The organism is Microbispora siamensis (assembly GCF_016863095.1).
GTDB classification, from domain to species: Bacteria; Actinomycetota; Actinomycetes; order Streptosporangiales; family Streptosporangiaceae; genus Microbispora; species Microbispora siamensis.
The window spans coordinates 52378-70736 of the sequence record NZ_BOOF01000013.1 but is presented as its reverse complement, the minus strand read 5'-3'; the positions used below and the strand labels follow the sequence as shown (position 1 = coordinate 70736).

The 18359-nt window shown below is 71.1% G+C and carries 15 protein-coding genes; 7 read left to right on the top strand and 8 right to left on the bottom strand.

Annotated elements, in window-relative coordinates; all coding sequences use genetic code 11:
• Positions 1 to 27: 27 nt before the first annotated feature.
• Positions 28 to 1731, top strand: coding sequence for an ABC transporter family substrate-binding protein (locus tag Msi02_RS14035; protein WP_204048773.1), 1704 nt, complete (start codon positions 28 to 30; stop codon positions 1729 to 1731).
• A gap of 163 nt (positions 1732 to 1894) precedes the next feature.
• Here the strand turns inward: Msi02_RS14035 and Msi02_RS14030 are convergent, their stop codons facing one another.
• Positions 1895 to 3397: a hypothetical protein gene (locus Msi02_RS14030; RefSeq protein ID WP_239108414.1), complete on the bottom strand. Its 1503-nt coding sequence runs from the start codon at positions 3395 to 3397 to the stop codon at positions 1895 to 1897.
• Positions 3398 to 3622: 225 nt separating this feature from the next.
• Positions 3623 to 3877, bottom strand: a complete 255-nt coding sequence (locus tag Msi02_RS14025; protein WP_204048771.1) for a hypothetical protein — start codon at positions 3875 to 3877, stop codon at positions 3623 to 3625.
• 101 nt (positions 3878 to 3978) lie between these two features.
• Here Msi02_RS14025 and Msi02_RS14020 point away from each other — a divergent pair, with 101 nt between their 5' ends.
• From Msi02_RS14020 to Msi02_RS14005, 4 genes are all read left to right on the top strand, one after another.
• Positions 3979 to 4545, top strand: coding sequence for an HhH-GPD-type base excision DNA repair protein (locus Msi02_RS14020; protein ID WP_204048770.1), 567 nt, complete (start codon positions 3979 to 3981; stop codon positions 4543 to 4545).
• A 177-nt stretch (positions 4546 to 4722) separates the two neighbouring features.
• The gene (locus Msi02_RS14015; RefSeq protein ID WP_204048769.1) at positions 4723 to 6804 is read left to right on the top strand and encodes a SpoIIE family protein phosphatase; all 2082 of its coding nucleotides are present in this window, start codon (positions 4723 to 4725) and stop codon (positions 6802 to 6804) included.
• Between the two features lie 218 nt (positions 6805 to 7022).
• A complete protein-coding gene (locus tag Msi02_RS14010) occupies positions 7023 to 8714 on the top strand; it encodes an RNA polymerase sigma factor (protein WP_239108394.1) in 1692 nt (563 codons plus the stop codon).
• A gap of 128 nt (positions 8715 to 8842) precedes the next feature.
• Entirely contained in the window at positions 8843 to 9808 is a 966-nt protein-coding gene (locus tag Msi02_RS14005) for a hypothetical protein (protein WP_204048767.1), read from the top strand.
• A 1-nt stretch (position 9809) separates the two neighbouring features.
• Here the strand turns inward: Msi02_RS14005 and Msi02_RS14000 are convergent, their stop codons facing one another.
• Positions 9810 to 10559, bottom strand: coding sequence for a YaaA family protein (locus Msi02_RS14000; protein WP_204048766.1), 750 nt, complete (start codon positions 10557 to 10559; stop codon positions 9810 to 9812).
• Positions 10560 to 10675: 116 nt separating this feature from the next.
• Complete coding sequence (gene aceE / locus Msi02_RS13995; protein ID WP_239108393.1) at positions 10676 to 13132, bottom strand: pyruvate dehydrogenase (acetyl-transferring), homodimeric type; 2457 nt, start codon at positions 13130 to 13132, stop codon at positions 10676 to 10678.
• Between the two features lie 64 nt (positions 13133 to 13196).
• Here aceE and Msi02_RS13990 point away from each other — a divergent pair, with 64 nt between their 5' ends.
• Positions 13197 to 13838, top strand: a complete 642-nt coding sequence (locus Msi02_RS13990) for a GntR family transcriptional regulator (protein ID WP_239108392.1) — start codon at positions 13197 to 13199, stop codon at positions 13836 to 13838.
• Here the strand turns inward: Msi02_RS13990 and Msi02_RS13985 are convergent.
• Genes Msi02_RS13985 through Msi02_RS13975 form a run of 3 tightly spaced genes read right to left on the bottom strand, consistent with a single transcriptional unit; the run spans position 13835 to position 17047 of the window.
• Positions 13835 to 14755 carry a carbohydrate ABC transporter permease gene (locus tag Msi02_RS13985; RefSeq protein WP_204048764.1) on the bottom strand — a complete coding sequence of 307 codons (921 nt, stop codon included), beginning with the start codon at positions 14753 to 14755 and terminating at the stop codon, positions 13835 to 13837. The two genes, Msi02_RS13990 and Msi02_RS13985, sit on opposite strands and share 4 nt — an antisense overlap.
• On the bottom strand, positions 14752 to 15684 hold the full coding sequence (locus Msi02_RS13980) for a carbohydrate ABC transporter permease (RefSeq protein ID WP_204048763.1): 933 nt from the start codon (positions 15682 to 15684) through the stop codon (positions 14752 to 14754). Before Msi02_RS13980 ends, Msi02_RS13985 begins: the two co-directional genes overlap by 4 nt.
• Before the next feature lies 1 nt (position 15685).
• Positions 15686 to 17047, bottom strand: coding sequence for an ABC transporter substrate-binding protein (locus Msi02_RS13975; protein ID WP_204048762.1), 1362 nt, complete (start codon positions 17045 to 17047; stop codon positions 15686 to 15688).
• Between the two features lie 98 nt (positions 17048 to 17145).
• On the opposite strand from Msi02_RS13975, the gene Msi02_RS13970 reads away from it, so the two are divergent.
• On the top strand, positions 17146 to 17877 hold the full coding sequence (locus tag Msi02_RS13970) for a GNAT family N-acetyltransferase (RefSeq protein WP_204048761.1): 732 nt from the start codon (positions 17146 to 17148) through the stop codon (positions 17875 to 17877).
• A gap of 156 nt (positions 17878 to 18033) precedes the next feature.
• Here Msi02_RS13970 and Msi02_RS13965 read toward each other — a convergent pair whose 3' ends face one another.
• The gene (locus tag Msi02_RS13965; protein ID WP_079312375.1) at positions 18034 to 18264 is read right to left on the bottom strand and encodes a DUF7455 domain-containing protein; all 231 of its coding nucleotides are present in this window, start codon (positions 18262 to 18264) and stop codon (positions 18034 to 18036) included.
• Positions 18265 to 18359 lie beyond the last annotated feature (95 nt).

Genomic DNA, 18359 nt, shown 5'->3' with positions numbered 1-18359 from the left:
AAGGTAGCTGGAGGATCGGAGAAGCACGTGAGAGCACGATGGCCGGTTGCCCTGGCCGCACTGGCCGCTCTGTGGGCCGCCGGTGCCTGCGGCGTGCAGCGGGGGCCGGGTGAACCGGACAGCGGGCTCGCCCCCTCCCCGGTCAAGGCGTACGACATCAGCCCGCTGGCCCGGGACAAGGTCAAGGATGGCGGCACGCTCCGGTGGGGGCTCACCGACTTCCCGACCCAGTGGAACCGCAACCACGTCGACGGCGACAGCACCGCCGTCAAGGCGGTGACGGACGCGCTGATGCCCCGCACGTTCCGGTCGGACGAGCGGGGGCGGCTGACCCTCGACACCGACTACGTGACCAACGCCAGGATCACCGCGACCTCCCCCCGGCAGGTCATCACCTACTCCATCAACCCCAAGGCGAAGTGGTCGGACGGCAGGCCGATCACCTGGACGGACTTCGCCGCGCAGTGGAAGGCCATGAGCGGCCGCGACCGGGACTACCGGGTCGACTCGACCATCGCGTACGAGAACATCCAGAGCGTGGCCAGGGGGGCGAGCGACCGCGAGGTGGTGGTCACCCTCGCCCAGCCGTTCAACGAGTGGCAGGCCCTGTTCACGCCGCTGTATCCCAGCACCACCAACGCGACCGCGGCGGCGTTCGACGCCGACTGGATCAACCGCATCCCGGTGACCGCGGGGCCGTTCCGCGTGGAGCGCCTCGACGTCAAGGGCAGGACGGTCACGCTCACCCGCAATCCCGCCTGGTGGGGCAACCGGGCCAAGCTGGACAGCATCGTGTTCCGGGCCGTGCGTCCCGACCAGATGGTGCACGCGTTCACCAAGGGGGACGTGGACGTCTTCGAGGTGGGCCCGTCCTCCGACGACTACGCGCGGGTCAGGGAGGCGTGGGACGCCGTGGTCCGGCAGGCCGCGGGCACGCAGTACCGGCAGCTCACCTTCAACGGGGAGAGCCCGGTCCTGGCCGACGCGAGGGTGCGCGAGGCCGTCGCGGCGGCGCTCGACCGCCGCGGTCTCATGCAGGTGGACCTCAAGGGCCTCGGCTGGCCGACCGTGACGCTGGACAACCACTTCCTCATGAACAGCCAGTACGGCTACCACGCCAATGCGGGGTCGATCGGCGCGTACGACCCGAAGCGGGCCGGGCGGCTGCTCGACCAGGCGGGCTGGAAGCTGTCGGGCAAGACCCGCGTGAAGAACGGCAAACCGCTCACGCTGCGCTTCGTCGTCCCCGACGGCATCGTCATGAGCGGCGTCGAGGCCGACGTCGCCCGGCAGATGCTCCAGCGCGTCGGCATCCGGGTCGACGTGCGCAAGGTGCCCTTCGACGACTTCTTCGGCAAGCACCTCATCCCTGGCGACTTCGACATCACCGCCTTCGCCTACCCGAGCACGCCGTTCCCGGTGTCGAGCGCCTTCGACATCTACGCGGACGGCGAGAGCGGCGGCCGGGGCGACGACGTCGAGTGGTACTCCAACCTCGGGCGCAGCGGGAGCAAGCAGATCGACGAGGCCATGTACCGCGCCGGCAGCACGCTCGACCTCGACAAGGTGCCCGGCCTGCTGAACGAGGCCGACCGGCTGGTCTGGAAGAAGGTCAACGTGCTGCCGCTCTACCAGTGCCCGCAGGGCGTGGCCGTGCGGTCCACGCTGGCCAACATCGGGGCCAACGGGTTCTTCGACCTCAGGTATGAGGACATCGGCTACGCCTCCTGAACGGCCGCAGGCGGGCCGCCTCCGGCGAGCCGGCCGGGACCGGCGGCGCGTGCCCGCCCGCGGTCCTGAGGGTCACGTGAACGGCTCAGGAGACCTGCGCGCCGATCGCCACGCCGCGGTCCGCCGCCGCGCACGGTGCGGCGGATCAGAGGCGCTCCCGGCGTCAGGCCGGAGGTTCGTCCGGGATGTCGGCGATGTCGTCCAGGGCGGCGGCCAGCTCGTCCGGATGGTCGCCGATCCGTTCGGCGATCTCGATGAGGACGTGCAGCACGTCGTGCCGGTCGTGCCCCAGGTCGATCAGGCGCTGGGCGGCCTCCCACAGCTGCGGCGGGTCGCCGACCCACAGCCGGCCCGCGATCTCCTCGTGCCAGGCGAGGTGCTCCTCCAGGTCCGGACGGCCCAGCTCGTCGGCGTGGTCGATCTCCAGCAGGATGCGCCGGTCGGCCTCGTCCGCCGGGTTCAGCAGGTCGAGGTTGGTCGAGCCGCGCATGCCCTGCAGCAGGGGGAACGCGAACGCGCGCCGGGCCAGCGCGGACAGGTCGCCGTCGGGCAGCAGCCGTTCCACGAGAGAGCGGTCGAGCCCGAAGGTGGCCGGGTCCCGGTAGGCCTCGGTGAAGCGGGCCGTCGCCTCCCAGACCGCGTCGAGCGTCGCCCGTACGCCCTCGTCGGGCAGATCGATCCGGGGGCCGGCGAAACGCACCCACGCCGACAGCACGTGCGGCATGGCGTCCTGCTCCGCCGGGGTGAGCAGGACCTTGCGCGGCAGCCAGTCGAGCAGGAACGTCTCGCACTTGGTCGGGCTCACCCGCATCGGCCGGCCGAAGTCCTGGTCGCAGCCGTAGTCGATGATGTGGTCGGCGCACCGGGAGGCGGCCGAGGGGTCCGACAGGTTCTCCGCCGCGTCCGAGGCGAGGAACTCGGCCGCCAGCATCGCCCGGCGGTCGCGGCTGTAGGGGGCCTCGGTGTGCGCGGGGGCGGGCCGCATCCGCCCGGGCGGCAGCGCCTTCACGCGCGCCCGCGCGAACGCGTGGTAGGCGCTGTAGCTGTCGCTCACCAGCTTCGGGCCCGTGCGGCCGTGCGCGGCGGCCCGGGTCGCCTTCATCGCGAACTCCAGCAGCGCCCGCGCCTGCTGCGGCTCCAGCTCCTCGAACCGCAGCAGCGCGTTGCCCGCCGCCTCCAGCCTGGCCTGCTCCAGCAGCTTGTCGACCTGTGACGACACCCAGGCGTCGCGGGCCATGCCGCCCATGTTGTAGTCGACGACCACGACCAGCGCGTGCCTGTCCTCGCCGTTGTAGGCGAACGTGCACACGACCGTGTCCTGGTCGCCGTACACGTCCCTGGAGACGTAGCTGCCGGTCGGCTTGACGGCGCCGACGCGGTCCGCCCAGCGGGGCCGGGCGACGTCGGACTCCATCAGCGCGAGCGCCGCGCCCTCCGCCTTGGCCGCCTGGCGGGCGGTGCCGAGGTAGGCGACGGAGATGAGCAGGGTGAGCGCGGCCGGCGTGCCGGCCTTGGCCGCGTAGTCCACCAGGCCCTCGCCGAGGATCTGCTCGACGTCGCCGCCGCGCAGCCGCCTGCCCCACCACGCGCCGAGCATGTCGGAGACCATGAGCTCGGCGTCGAGCGGGCTGCGCACGGCGAGCAGCTCCCTGGCCGCCAGCAGCATCTCCGCGAACACGTCGTCCGGCGGCCGGGTCTCCCGGGGGTCACGTCGGCGCCGGCGACTCACGAGATCTCGCTCCGCTCGCTCACGGTGACCACCTTCTCGCATTCCCGCCGCGAAGGGCATCAGGAACACGGCCCGGTGACTTCCCCGTTATCTGCCGTCCCAACCTCTCCCGCCGTACGGCGGCGGGCCGGGGCGACGGCCGCGCGAGCGCCGCGGGGCGCCTCACCTCCGGGAAGGCGGCGCCGAGTTGACCAGAGCCAGGAGGCGTTCCCGGGCGACCCGCTCGACGATCTCCGGAGTGACGTCGAGCCCCAGGTGCTCGCCGCAGGCCCAGGCGTCGGTGACGCAGCGGGCGACTGCGGAAAGGGGGACGGTCAGGAATTCCGCGGCCAGCCGGTGGGTCACGAGTTCCGCCGGTTCACGAAGACCCGGCTCCGGTGATGGGCCGCCACTGATCAGTGCTGCGAGTACGGGCATGGACTGCATTCCTCGCTGAATGGGGACCTGCCGCCCCTTATTCCACCTCTTTCCCCGGCGGTGTCAACCCTTCGCGGGCCGCCGCGTGGGAAGCTGAACCCATGCGTATCCGGCTCGCCCAGGATCCCGAGGCCGACGAGCTGCTCGGCCGCAGCCCCCTCGCACTGCTCATCGGCATGCTGCTCGACCAGCAGGTGCCGCTCGAGCGGGCCTTCGCGGGCCCCCACGCGATCGCCGACCGGCTCGGCCGCGACCTGGACGCGCGTGAGATCGCCTCCTATGATCCTGACCAGTTCGCGGCCCTGCTCGCGGCGACGCCCGCCGTCCACCGCTATCCGAAGGCGATGGCGGCCCGCGTCCAGGCGCTCGCGACCTATCTCGTCGAGCACTACGATGGCTCGGCCGAGAAGGTATGGGAGGATGTCCGCGACGGCGCCGAGCTCCTGCGCCGGCTGCTGGCCCTCCCCGGATTCGGCCGGCAGAAGGCCCAGATCTTCCTGGCCCTGCTGGGCAAGCAGTGCGGCGTGCGCCCGGACGGCTGGCGCGAGGCGGCCGGGCCGTACGGCGAGGAGGGGGTGCACCGGTCGGTGGCCGACGTCGTGGACGCCGAGAGCCTGCAGCTGGTCCGCGCGACCAAGCAGGAAGCGAAGCGGGCGGCCAAGAAGTAGGCCGGATCTTCCTGCGCGAGACGCCGGTCTTTTGACAGGATGCGTTGACCGCATGGCGGGCGGGGCTTCCGTCCGCGCATGCCGATCGCCCATGATGTAGGGCAGATCTGCGCTACCAATCACAGTTATGGAGATGTGCCTCGTGGGAGACGCTGGCACGCGACGGAGGTGCCGACCATGAGCGCCGAAACCTCCGTGCCCCGGCCCCGGGAGCCCGGTTTGGACATATCAGACTCCGACCTCTTCAGAGGCCTGATGTCGGAGGCGCCGTTTGCCTTCGCGTTTTTCGACCCGGATGGGCGTTTCGTCCGAGTCAACTCCACCTTTACCGAGCTGACCGGCCACCCTGTCGAGTTGCATCTTGACCGCCAACCGGCCGAGCTGCTGCCGGCCGACCTGACCACCCTGATCGAGACGGCGCTGCGCCGGATCGCCGACGAGGCGCTGCCGGTCACCGACCAGCGGATCAGGACCCGCGCCGAGAACGGCGACACCCGTCACTGGACGGTGTCGTTCTTCCCGATGCACGGCGACGACGGCGTCGTCGGGACGGCGCTCTTCGGGGTCGACGTGACCGAGCGGCAGCTGAACGAGGAGGTGCTGGAGCGCAGCGAGGAGCGCTACCGCTCGCTCGTGGAGTCGCAGCAGCAGCTGGTGTGGATCACCTCGCCCAGCGGCGCGGTGGCCGAGGACGCGCCCCAGTGGCGGGCCATCACCGGCCAGGGCCTGGAGGAGTACCTCGCGCACGGCTGGCTGGACGCGGTGCACCCCGACGACCGTCCCGGCACCGAGGAGGCGTGGCGCGAGGCGCTGCGCGGCCGGACGATGTTCGAGTGGAGCTACCGGGTGCGCACCCGGGCCAGCGGCTACCGGCACTTCGAGGTCCGGGCCGTGCCGATCATCAGGCACGGCCGTGTGGTGGAGTGGGTCGGGGCGAACACGGACGTCACGCCGCAGCGTGAGGCCGAGGAGATGCGCGGGCGCCTCACCGACCAGCTCGGCGCCGCCGCGCTGCGCACCGCCCGCCTCCAGGGCGCGACCGCCCAGCTCGCCGAGGCGCTCACGGTCGAGCAGGTGGTGCAGGTCATCATCGACGTCGGCCGTACGGCCCTCGCCGCCGACCACTCGTCCGTGGCCCTGCTCGACCTGGACCGGGCCACGCTGAAGCTGATCAGCAGCGGCGGCACCCCGGACACCCGGGGCGAGGAGATCGACCTCGCGAACCCCAACGTGATGACGATGGCGGTCAACAGCCGCCGCCCGGTCTTCGCCGAGTCGCCCGACAGCCTGCGTGCCCAGCTCGTGGACGCCGGCGCCGACGAGGCGCAGATCTCCGGCTTCCTCGCCCAGACGGACGAGCGGGCCTGGGTGGGCCTCCCGCTGCTGGCGGCCGGGCGGGCGCTCGGCGCGCTGCGGTTCTCGTTCACGCGGACCCAGAAGATCTCCCAGGAGGACGGCGTCTTCCTGGAGGCCCTCGCCGGGCAGTGCGCCCTCGCGGTCGAGCGGGCCACGCTGTTCGAGCGCGAGCACAAGACGGCCGAGACGCTGCAGCGCAGCCTGCTGCCCGACCGCCTGCCGGTGGTGCGGGGCCTGATGCTGGCCCACCGCTTCCGCAGCGGTTCGCGTCACGTGCAGGTGGGCGGCGACTGGTACGACGCGTTCGTCCTGCAGGACGGCCGGGTGGCCGCCGTGGTGGGCGACGTCATGGGCAAGGGCGTCAAGGCCGCCGCCGGCATGGGCCGGATCCGCAACGCGATGCGGGCCCTCGCGCTGACCAACCCGCCCCCGGCCGCGGTGCTGACGGGGCTCGACCGCGTCTTCGAGGCGACCGAGGAGGAGGAGCAGGTCACCACCCTGGCGTACATGGTCGTCGAACCCGGGACCGGGGAGGGCACGCTGGCCCTGGCCGGTCACCCGCCGCCGCTGCTGGTCTCGCCGCAGGGCGTCGGGCTGCTGCACGAGACCGAGCCGGGCACCCCGCTCGGCTGGGCCACGAGCCGCAAGCAGTTCCGGTTCTGCGTGCCGCCGGGTCACACCGCCGTTCTGTACTCGGACGGTCTGGTGGAGAACCGCAAGCGCGGGCTGGACGCCGGGCTCAGGGAGCTTTCGTCCGTCGTGGCCGAAGCGCCCCCGGAGGTCCTGAGCAGCCCGAATATGCTGCTCGATTTCCTGGTGGACCACATGCTGTCCGGGTATGAACAGGATGATGACGTAACGGTACTCGCGGTCCACGTTCCACCGGCCACGAAGAGTGACTGAATGAAACAGTCATAACGGTTGCTTTCGGGTATCAGTGACCTCCTTCCGTACGCACTAGTGTCTCGGTCGGCCTAGGGTGGAGGAGCAACCGGCGGGACGCGGCCGTATCACGTACCGTGGCGTGCCACAATGGCATGTCGCGGTCTGCGCGACCTCACCACCGGAAAAGAAGAAGCACCTGGGTCCATTCTCGCCATGCGTTCGTTCGAGAGGTGTTCGTGTCGCCTGCAAGTTCGACTCGCTCGAAGCCGTCGGAGCTGAACGAGCCAGTGATTCAGCAGCTCCTCGAGCGTGGGCGCTCGCAGGGTTTCCTCGAGTCCGAGGATGTCCGCAAGGCCTTCGAGGAAGCGGACATCCCGATGTCGCAAGCCGCTGGATTCCTGCGCAGCCTCAGCAAGGAGGGTGTGACCGTCGTGGTGACGGCCGCCGACTCCGCGGCTCCCAAGCGTTCTCGAGGTCAAGCCAAGCGCCGCACCACCGCGCCCGTCAAGAAGACCACCAAATCCGCAGCGGCCAAGGAGTCGCAGCCGGAGACCGTGACCGCCGTGGTGACCGACTCCGCGCCGGCCGCCAAGCCGGCGCCGAAGAAGCCCGCCCCGGCCAAGCCCGCGCCGCCCGCCGCCAAGCCGGCCGCGGCCAAGGCTCCGGCCAAGCCTGCTCCGCCGAAGAAGGCCGCGCCCGTCAAGCCGGAGGCCCCCACCACGGGTCCCGAGGCCAAGGCGCCCAAGGCCGACACCAAGCCGAAGTCCGCCGACCTCGCCGAGGACGACGAGGACATCGACCTCGAAGGTGACGTCGACATCGAGGACTTCGACCTCGAGGTCGAGGACGTCGAGATCGACGCCGAGGTGGAGACCGAGGACTCCGACACCGAGGCCGAAGGGGAGGCCGACGGCGACGAGCCCAAGGCCGAGGCGCTCGCCCAGTCCGAGGACGAGGTGCTGATCCTCACCGACGACGATGACGACGCGCCCGTCGCCCAGGTCGCGGCGGCCGGCGCCACCGCCGACCCGGTGAAGGACTACCTCAAGCAGATCGGCAAGGTGCCGCTCCTCAACGCCGAGCAGGAGGTCGAGCTCGCCAAGCGGATCGAGGCCGGCCTGTTCGCCGAGGAGCAGCTCGCCCAGGAGGCCGACAGCCTGCCCGTCGACGTCCGCGCCGAGCTGGAGTGGATCGCCGAGGACGGCCACCGCGCCAAGAACCACCTGCTGGAGGCCAACCTCCGCCTCGTGGTCTCGCTGGCCAAGCGGTACACCGGCCGCGGCATGCTGTTCCTGGACCTGATCCAGGAGGGCAACCTGGGCCTGATCCGCGCGGTCGAGAAGTTCGACTACACCAAGGGCTACAAGTTCTCCACGTACGCCACCTGGTGGATCCGGCAGGCGATCACCCGGGCCATGGCCGACCAGGCGCGGACCATCCGCATCCCGGTCCACATGGTCGAGGTGATCAACAAGCTGGCCCGCGTCCAGCGGCAGATGCTGCAGGACCTCGGCCGCGAGCCCACGCCGGAGGAGCTGGCCCGCGAGCTCGACATGACCCCTGAGAAGGTCATCGAGGTGCAGAAGTACGGCCGCGAGCCGATCTCCCTGCACACTCCGCTGGGCGAGGAGGGCGACAGCGAGTTCGGCGACCTCATTGAGGACTCCGAGGCCATCGTCCCGGCCGACGCCGTCAGCTTCACGCTGCTGCAGGAGCAGCTGCACTCCGTTCTCGACACGCTGTCGGAGCGGGAGGCGGGCGTGGTGTCGATGCGGTTCGGCCTCACCGACGGGCAGCCGAAGACTCTGGACGAGATCGGGAAGGTCTACGGCGTGACCCGCGAGCGGATCCGCCAGATCGAGTCCAAGACCATGTCGAAGCTGCGCCACCCCTCCCGTTCCCAGGTGCTGCGCGACTACCTGGACTGACGCACGAGTCGATCGTCCCCCCGGCCACGCACCACGGCCGGGGGGACGACGCCGTGGGAGACGACTTAACACCGACGTAACCTCGTGGTAGCGCCGCGGGCACGTCGACGCTCCTAGGCTCGCGCCTCATGGGAGTGATCGAAGTGGATCGGGCGCGTGCTCGGGGGCCACGAGTGATCCCGGACCGCCCGTGGGCGGACACCATGCTCGACGAGGCGGTCGAGGCCGCCTCCCGGGGCGACCTCAGACCGGCGGCGGCCGTCCTCGCGGACAGCAGGGGCGACCCGGAGACGCGGTCGCTGCGGGTGGAGGCGCTGTCGCGGGCCGTCATCGGGGCGAGCCGGTCGATCGAAGCGCTGCTCGCCCACGACCAGGGCAATCCCGACCTCTGGCTGTGGCTCGGCCGGGCCCGCCTGGAGGAGGCCTGGGAGCTGCGGCCCGACGTACGGGCCAGGGCGGTGCAAGCGGACCGGCTGCACACCTACCGGTCGGCGATGGAAGGGGCCAGGCAGCCGCTGCTGACGGCGGCGGGGCTCGCGCCGGGCGATCCGGTGCCGTGGGAGTGCCTGATGTGGCTGGCCATCGGCCTGGACCGGCCGCGCACCGACAAGGACGCCGTCTGGTACGAATGCTCCCGCCGGTGGCCGACTCTGTATTCGGGGGCGCTGGCCCGCCTGATCACCCTGTCGCCCGGCTGGGGCGGCACCGCCCAGGAGATGCTCGGCTTCGCCCGCTCGGCCGCGGCGCACGCCCCGGAGGGCAGCCCGCTCCCGGCGCTCGTGCCGCTGGCCCACTTCGAGATCGTCGCCGCCGGGCGCACCCCCATGTCCCGGGGCGGCTGGTTCTCCTTCGAGGCGCAGCGCGAGATCGTCTCGGCCGCCGGACACTGGGCGGAGCGGCGCCTCGGCGGGGCGCACCCGCGCTCGGTCGAGGCGCACAACGTCTTCGGCGCCGCCTTCTACCTGTCCGACCTCCGGCGTCCGGCGCGCGGGCACCTCGCCAGGACGGGCGGCCGGTTCAGCCGGCTGCCCTGGTCGCACCTCGGCGATCCCGCGCAGCAGTACCGCCGGGCCTGCGCCCGGCTCAACCTCTGACTCACTCGCTCACGATCACGTCGAGGGTCCGCGGCCTTCCCCGCCCGGCCGGCGCGGCCAGTTCCACTCGATGCCCCAGGCCGGTCAGCAGGTCGGCCAGATCCCCGGCCGTGCGGGGCCGGTCGGGGGTCTCGACGAGCGAGCGGGCCACCACGCCCCGGGTGGCCTTGGCCATGTGGCTGACGACGGTCCGCTTCCCTGCCGCCTCCCGCAGCACCCGTACGGCCACGCCGCGTTCGCCGGGCTGCCAGGCGGCGGCGTACGTCGCGGACCGCATGTCCACCACGAGCCCCTTCGTCGCGTCGAGCACCGCGCTGATCGACGGCCGCCAGAACGCGGCCAGGCCGCCCATCGGCGGCAGCCGTACGCCCATGGACAGCCGGTAGGGAGGCACGCGGTCGGACGGGCGCAGCAAGCCCCACAGCGCCGAGAACACGACGATCCTCCGGTCGGCCCGCCGCCGGGCCTCGGGGGAGAGGGTGGCCAGGCCCAGGTTGTCGTACAGCACGCCCGTGTAGAGGGCGGCGACGGGCAGCGTGCGCGCCGTGGGGAGGGCCAGGTTGCGCTCGATCTCGCCGGCCTGCCCGTCCGACAGGCCGAGCACGTCGCGCGCCTCGGGCGTGTGGCAGAGCGAGACGAGGGCGTCGAGGACCTTCTCGCGCGGGGAGGCGAGTTCGGGGAAGCCGAGCCGGCGGACGGCGGAGGTGCCCCGCTCGGCCTTCCCCTCCGACGGCGGAAGCAGGATGAGCACGGTTTCGCAGCCTACTGTGCCCCCACCGAAGAGCCCCCCATCGGAGAGGCCCCGACCGAGAGGCCCCGACCGGAGAGCTTCCCCGATCGGGGCGCTCCCCCGAGGCGACGCGACGCTCAGTCCCGGCCGGTCTCCACCGCTTTGAGCACGGCCTCCGCGATCGAGCGCGGATCCACGCCGAAATGCCTGCGGACCGCCTCGCGGGTGCCCGACAGCCCGAACCCGTCGGTGCCGAGGGAGGTCCACGGCCGGTCGATCCACGGGCTGATCTGGTCCGGCACCGCGCGCATCCAGTCGCTGACCGCGATCACCGGCCCCGCGGTCCCGGCCAGGGCCTGCCGGATGTACGGCACGCCCGTGGTGGTCATGGCGTCGCGGCGCAGCTCGCTCCAGGAGGTGACCGACCACACGTCCACGCCCACGCCGTACTCCTCCCGGAGCAGTCGCTGCGCGTCCAGCGCCCAGTGGATCGCGGTGCCGCTGGCCAGCAGGTGGGCCTGGCCGCCGCCGGCGGCGTACCGGTAGATCCCCCGGAGGATGCCCTCCTCGACTCCCTCGGGCATCGCGGGCTGGGGCAACGGCTCGTTGTAGACGGTCAGGTAGTAGAACACGTCTTCGCCGTCGGGGCCGTACATGCGCCGGAGCCCCTCACGCACGATCGTCCCCACCTCGTAGGCGAAGGCTGGGTCGTAGGCCAGGCACGCCGGGTTGGCGGAGGCGAGGAGCTGCGAGTGACCGTCCGCGTGCTGCAGGCCCTCCCCGGTCATCGTGGTCCGCCCGGCGGTGGCGCCGACGAGGAACCCGCGGCCGAGCTGGTCGGCCAGCGCCCACATCTGGTCGCCGGTGCGCTGCCAGCCGAACATCGAGTAGAAGATGTAGAAGGGGATCATGACTTCGCCGTGGGTGGCGTAGCTGGAGGCCGCGGCGGTGAACGACGCCATCGACCCGGCCTCGGTGATGCCCTCCAGCAGGATCTGCCCGTCGGCCGCCTCCTTGTACGAAAGCAGCAGGTCCCGGTCGACGGACTCGTAGCGCTGGCCGAGGGGCGAGTAGATCTTGGCGGTGGGGAACAGCGACTCCATGCCGAACGTCCTGGCCTCGTCGGGCACGATCGGCACCCAGCGGCGTCCCGTCTCCGGCTCCCTCATCAGGTCCTTGACCAGGCGGACGAAGGCCATCGTCGTGGCCACCGGCTGCTTGGAGCCCTTCTCCAGCGCCCGGAACGGCGCCTCGCCCGGGGCCGGCAGCGGGCGGTGGGAGACCGTGCGGCGGGGGACGGGCCCGCCGAGCTCGCGGCGCCGCTCGGCGGCGTACCGCGCCTCGGGGGAGTCCGGCCCGGGATGCAGGTAGGGCGGCAGGTCGCCGTCGAGCGCCTCGTTCGGCACCGGCAGGCCGAGCCGGTCGCGCAGCGCGCGGAACTCGTCCTGGGTGAGCTTCTTCATCTGGTGGTTGGCGTTGCGCGCCTCGATCCCCGCGCCGAGGGTCCAGCCCTTCACGGTCTGCACGAGGATCACCGTGGGCGCGCCCCGGTTGTCCAGGGCCCTGCGGTAGGCCGCGTACACCTTCCGCGGCTCGTGGCCCGCCCGCGACCCGCCGACGATCCGCCGCAGGTCCTCGTCCGAGTACGGCACGTCCAGTCCCCGGAACAGCCGCTCCCTGATGTAGGCGCCCGTCGAGGCGGCGAACGTCTGGAACTGCCCGTCCGGCACCTCGCCCAGCCGGGCCACCAGCTCGTCCGAGTGGAGCAGCCCGTCCCAGTCGCGGCCCCACAGCGCCTTGACGACGTGCCAGCCCGCACCCCTGAAGACGCCCTCGAGCTCCTGCACGATGCGGGTGTTGCCCCGCACCGGCCCGTCGAGCCGCTGCAGGTTGCAGTTGATCACGAAGGTGAGGTTGTCGAGCCCCTCGCGGGCGGCCAGGGTGAGGGCGGCCGTGGACTCCGGCTCGTCCATCTCGCCGTCGCCGAGGAAGGCCCACACGTGGCTGCGCGAGGTGTCCTTGATGCCGCGGTTGTGCAGATAGCGGTTGAACCTGGCCTGGTAGATCGCGTTGAGCGGGCCGAGGCCCATGGAAACAGTGGGGAACTGCCAGAAGTCCGGCATGGACCGCGGGTGCGGGTACGACGGCAGCCCGCCCTCGGGCTCGCGCCTGAACAGGTCGAGCCGGGCTTCGCTCAGCCTGCCCTCCAGGAAGGCCCGGGCGTAGATGCCCGGGGAGGCGTGGCCCTGGAAGTAGACCTGGTCGCGGCCGGCGTGAAAGAAGTGGTTGAAGCCCACCTCGTACAGCCAGGCGGCCGAGGCGTAGGTCGCCAGGTGGCCGCCGAGCCCCAGCCGGCTCCCCCTGGTGATCATCGCCGCGGCGTTCCACCGGTCGTACGCCGCGATGCGTTCCTCCAGCTCCAGGTCACCCGGGTAACGGGGCTCCTCGGAGGTCGGGACGGTGTTGATGTAGCGGGTGGTCGTGGCCAGCCGCCTCAGCAGGTAGTCGGCCCGTTCGGGGCCGGCTGCACGGCGGACCGCCTCGAGGGATTCGAGCCACTCGGCGGTCTCCTGCGGATCCAGGTCTTCGTCCATGTATTCATTAAACACCCTATGATCGATCATCGGATGTCTGTGGTGCCGCCCTATCATCGGTGTCGTGGAACCCGTCGTGCGGTCGCCGCTTCGCGACCAGATCCGGCAGGCCGTGCTCGACGGCCTGATCAACGGGCGATGGAAGCCCGGCGACCGCCTCGTCGAGCGGCGCATGGCGGCCGAGCTGAGCGTCAGCCAGGCCCCGGTGCGTGAGGCGCTGCGCGAGCTGGAGGCGCTCAGGCTCATCGAGTCCGTGCCCAACAAGGGCGCGCGGGTCCGCAGGCTCACCCAGGAGGATCTCCGGGAGGTGTACCAGGTGCGGGCGGGCCTGGAGGAGACGGCCGTCCGGCTGGGGAGGCCCCGCGTGGAGGCGCTGCGTACGCACCTCGGCCGCCTGCACGAGGCGGCGGCCGCCGGCTCCCTGCACGATCAGGTACGGCACGGCGTCGCCTTCCACCGGGAGATCGTGAAGGCCTCGGGCAACGAGGTGCTGCTGTCGGTGTGGGAGTCGCTCGGCATCGAGGTGTGGACCCACCTGTCGATCCGCCTGTTCCGGATGCGCCCGCACGAGAACGCCGCCGACCACGAACCTCTCGTGGAGGCGTTCGAGCGGAACGACCCCGAGGTGGGCGTGATGCTCCGCGAGCACGTGCTCGGCTACGCCCCGATAGAGCCGGACACGGTCGAGCCCGGGGGAACGAGCTAGCCCTTCTGGCCGGTCGTGGCGATGCCCTGCACGAAGTAGCGCTGACCGGCGAAGAAGACGACGACCAGCGGCAGCGTGGTGATCACGCTCGCGGCCAGGACGATCTCCCACTTCGGGTCGCCGCCCTGGTAGAACTGGTCGACCACGGCCTTCAGCCCGCGCGGCAGCGTGAACAGCGCGGGATCCTGCAGGTAGATCAGCGGCTTCATCAGGTCGAACCAGCTCGCCTTGAGCTCGAAGACGAACGCGATGATCAGGGCCGGGCGGCCGAGGGGCAGCGCGATCCGCCAGAACAGGTCGAGGTAGGACGCGCCGTCCACCCTGGCGGCCTCGAAGACGTAGCGCGGGATGCCGAGGAAGAACTGGCGCAGCAGGAAGATGTAGAACGCCGACCCGAACAGGTTGCCCGCCCACAGCGGCACCTGCGTGCCGGTGAGGCCGACCGAGTTCCAGATCAGGTACGTCGGCACGAGCGTGACGGCCGCCGGCAGCATCATCGTGGCGAGCACGCTGCCGAACAGCACGCCGCGCCCAGGAAAGCGGAAGTAGGCGAACCCGAAGGCGACGAACGCGCTCGACACGGTCACCGTGAGGGCTGCCATGACCCCCACGACGACCGTGTTGAACAGCCAGGCCAGCATCGGCGCGGCGTCCCACACGTTCGCGTAGTTCTCCGGGGCGAACGGGTGCGGCCAGGGGAGGAACGGGTCGGCGAACGTCCGGTCGCGCGGCTTGAGCGAGGCCACGACCAGCCACACGAACGGGTAGAGGAACACCGCCGCCGCGGCGGAGAGCATGACGAGGAAGAACGCCCTGCGGGTGCCCGCCGTGCCCGGCCGGTCGTCGCGCGCCGCCTCCCGCATCCGCGCGGCCACGCCGGCGCGCTCCGGCAGCGTACGGCCCGCCGTCGCGGTCATCGCGTCCCTCCCGGAGGCTCGGCCTCGTAGTAGACGAACCGGTTGCCGACCTTGACCTGCACGATCGTGATGATCCCGATGATCGCGAACAGCAGCCAGGCGAGCGCCGACGCGTAGCCCATGTGCAGGAACTGGAAGCCCTGCTGGAACAGATAGACGACGTAGAACAGGGCCGAGTCGCCGTAGGAGTGCTGGGCGGTCTGGTTGCCGAAGAACATCGTGTAGACCTGGTCGAACATCTGCAGCGCCGCGATCGTGTTGATGATCACCACGAAGAACAGCGCGGAGCTGATCATCGGCAGCGTGACCGAGCGGAACCGCTGCCAGGGGCCCGCGCCGTCGATCATCGCGGCCTCGTACAGGTCGTGCGGCACGTTGCGCAGGGCGGCGAACAGGATGATCGTCGTCGAGCCCAGGTTCCACAGCGACATGAGCACGATGCCGGGCTTGACCCACGCCGGGTCGGTCGTCCACTGCGGTCCGTCCACGCCGAACAGCCCGAGGAACTGGTTGACCAGCCCCGCCTGGCCGTTCAGCAGGAACAGGAACAGCACGCCCACCGCGACGTACGGCGTCATCGACGGCAGGTAGAACACCGTGCGGAAGAACCCGGCGGCCCGGCCGGTGACGCGGTTGAGCATGAGCGCGAGCAGCAGTGAGATCACCAGCGCCAGCGGCAGGTGCAGGACCGTGTAGAAGGCCGTGTTGCCGATCGCCCTACCGACCTTCGGGTCCTCCAGCATCGCGGCGTAGTTGCCGAGGCCGGCGAACTTCGGCCTGGAGATCAGGTCGTAGTCGGTCAGCGAGAGCACGAAACTCGCGACCATGGGTCCGGCCTGGAAGACCACCAGGCCGATCAGCCACGGCAGCAGGAACACGTAGGCCCAGCGGGCCTCGTGGCGGGCCAGTCCGGAAAGCGGGCGGGCCATGTCAGCCCGCCGCGGCCTGGAGGGCCTTGGTGGCCTCCTGATGCGCCTGGGCGAGCGCGGCCTTCGCGTCCTGGCGTCCCTGCATCACCCGGGTCGCCGCGTCGAGCCAGGCCGTGCGGAACTCCGCTGCGGCGGGCGACTGCGGGACGACGAACCCCTTGTCCTGCACGCCCAGGATCGTCGTGGTCGCGTCGTCGTACGGCCTGTGCCCGCTCGGCTTGACGATCTGGGAGAAGATCGCCTGGTCGGCCCTGGCGTTGGCCGTGAACGTGCCCGGGTAAGGCTTGCCCTCCTGGGCCCGCTTGGCCGCCCGCGCCTTGGCCGCCGCGATCCAGGTGTCGGCCGAGGTCATCGTCTTGATCCACTGGCAGGCGACGTCCGGGTGCTTGGCCCCCTTGGGGATGACCCAGCCGTTGCCGCCGACCATGGTGAGCGGATCGCCCTGCCTGTCCTTGAACGGCAGCACGGTGATCTTCGCGTCGGGGGAGGTGCTCGCCATGGAGGTGACCAGGAACTGCTCGGTGAGCATCATCCCGATCTGGTCTTCGGCGATCGGGTTCTTCTCGCCGAAGTAGTCGAAGGTGTCGGTGAAGGCCTTGAGCTTGGTCCAGCCGCCCTGGTCGTCGAGCAGCCCGTTGGCGTAGTCGAGCGCCTCCGCGACCTTCGGGTCGTCGAGGCGGGAGGTCTTCCCGTCCGCCGACAGCAGGTCGGCGCCGTTGGCCTTGGCCCACAGGGGGAGGAACTCCGGCAGCTTGGGATAGAAGCCGAAACGCTCGATTTTGCCGCCGGAGACCTTGTTCATCTTCCTGGCCAGGGCGGCCAGAGCGTCCCAGTCGGAGGTGTCGATGCTCGCCGGGTCCACCCCGGCTTCCTTGGCGGCCTTGTCGTTCACCAGCAGGATGATCGAGGTGTAGAACTCCGGCACGCCGTACCACGTGCCGTTCAGCTTCACCTGCTGCTGGGCGGCGGGGTAGAAGTCGGACATCGCGATGCCCTCTTTGGCGACGCAGTCGTCCAACGGCTGGATCGCGCCCCTGGCGGCGTACGTGCCGATCAGTTCGCGGCCGAGGTAGACGACGTCCGGCGGGTTGCCGCTCGCCACCGCCGACAGGAAGGCCTGCTCGTCGAACTGACCCTGGTTGACGGTGAGCCTCACCTCGGGATGCGCCTTCTTGAAGGCGTCCACCCGGGTCGTGGCGATCTCGTCGGGGAAGCCGAAGCCCATGGTGGTCAAGGCGGAACCACCGCCCGGCGACGCGCCGTCCTTGGCTCCCACGCCGCCGCACGCGGACAGGGCCGATACGCCTGCCAGGGCTGCGGCCAGCACGACGATGCCGGTACGGTTCCTGCTCGATGGGGACACCGCCGCTCCTTCGAGGGGGTCCGAGGGATCGAAGGTCCTCCCACTGCCCCGGAGGCAAGATCTAAACCCGAGCAGTGCAGGTCAGCTAGGCTGCGGCGGTGGATCGGGAAATTTCACAGTTCGACCTGCTGGTCGATGCGGCCTGGCCGGCGCCGGGACGGGCCGAGGACGGCGGATGGGTCTACCGGCATGCTGGCGGTGTGACGAAACGGGCCAACTCGGTGCTGGCCCTGGGAGAGCGCGCGGACCTGCCGGAGGCGGTCGACCGGGCCGAGCGGTTCTACGCCGGCATCGGGCAGCCCTGCGTGTTCTCGGTCGGCATGGGCGCGCCTCCCGGGCTCGACGACGAACTCGGCCGCCGGGGCTACCGGCTCGTGGATCCCACCCTGGTGATGACAAGGCCGCTCACCGGCGACGAGCCCGCCGCCGGCGCGGCGGTGGAGGACAGGCCGTCCGAACGGTGGCTGCGCACCTGGTGGAGCGTGGACGGCGGGCGCCACGGCGACACCGGGGAGGTTCCGGCGCGGACGTGGGGCGAGCGGATCCTCGGCGGGGTCCCCGCCGGGTACGTCCTCCTCGACGAGGGCGCGGTGGGCAGGGGCGTGCCGCAGGGGCGCTGGCTCGGGGTCTACTGCATGGCGGTCGAACCGCACGCCAGGAGGCGGGGGCTGGGCGCGGCCGTGCTGCGCACCCTGCTCGCCTGGGGGCGGCGACGTGGCGCCGACAGCGCCTACCTGGTGGTGACCGAGGCCAACGCCGGTGCCCGTGCGCTCTACGAGCGCGAGGGCTTCACCGTCGCCGGCCGCTATCACTACCGGGTGCGGGCCTGACCCACCGGGCCGTCCGCCGCGAGCCCCGGGGGAAGCGGGGAACGGCGGTCGCGCCCGAGGGGTCGCCCGGGTCGATGGCTTGTGTCGATGGCTTATATGGCGACGGCGCGCGGAGCCGACATCGTCGTCTGACGCTCCGGCACGCCGTCTATGGGGTCAGCGCTCGCCGTCAGGGGCGGTCGCGGGGGATTCACTGAGTCGGGCCGACTCGTCCTGGATCTCAGCACCTTTGTCGCGCAGCACAGCCACGTGCTGACGCCCGTGGTGGGCGCAGAACAGCAACTCCCCACCCACGGGCAGGGTCGCGCGGATGTAGGCCTGAGCACCGCACCGGTCGCACCGGTCCAGGGCCGTCAGCGGCTTGATGGGGGCGAGAGCTCCAGTCACGTATCGCCTTTCGGGTCGCCCCACGCTGTGGGGACGTTGGCGTCAGTCACTTGGGACAACATCTAACCGGATACGGGCCTTCCCAATCATGCTCC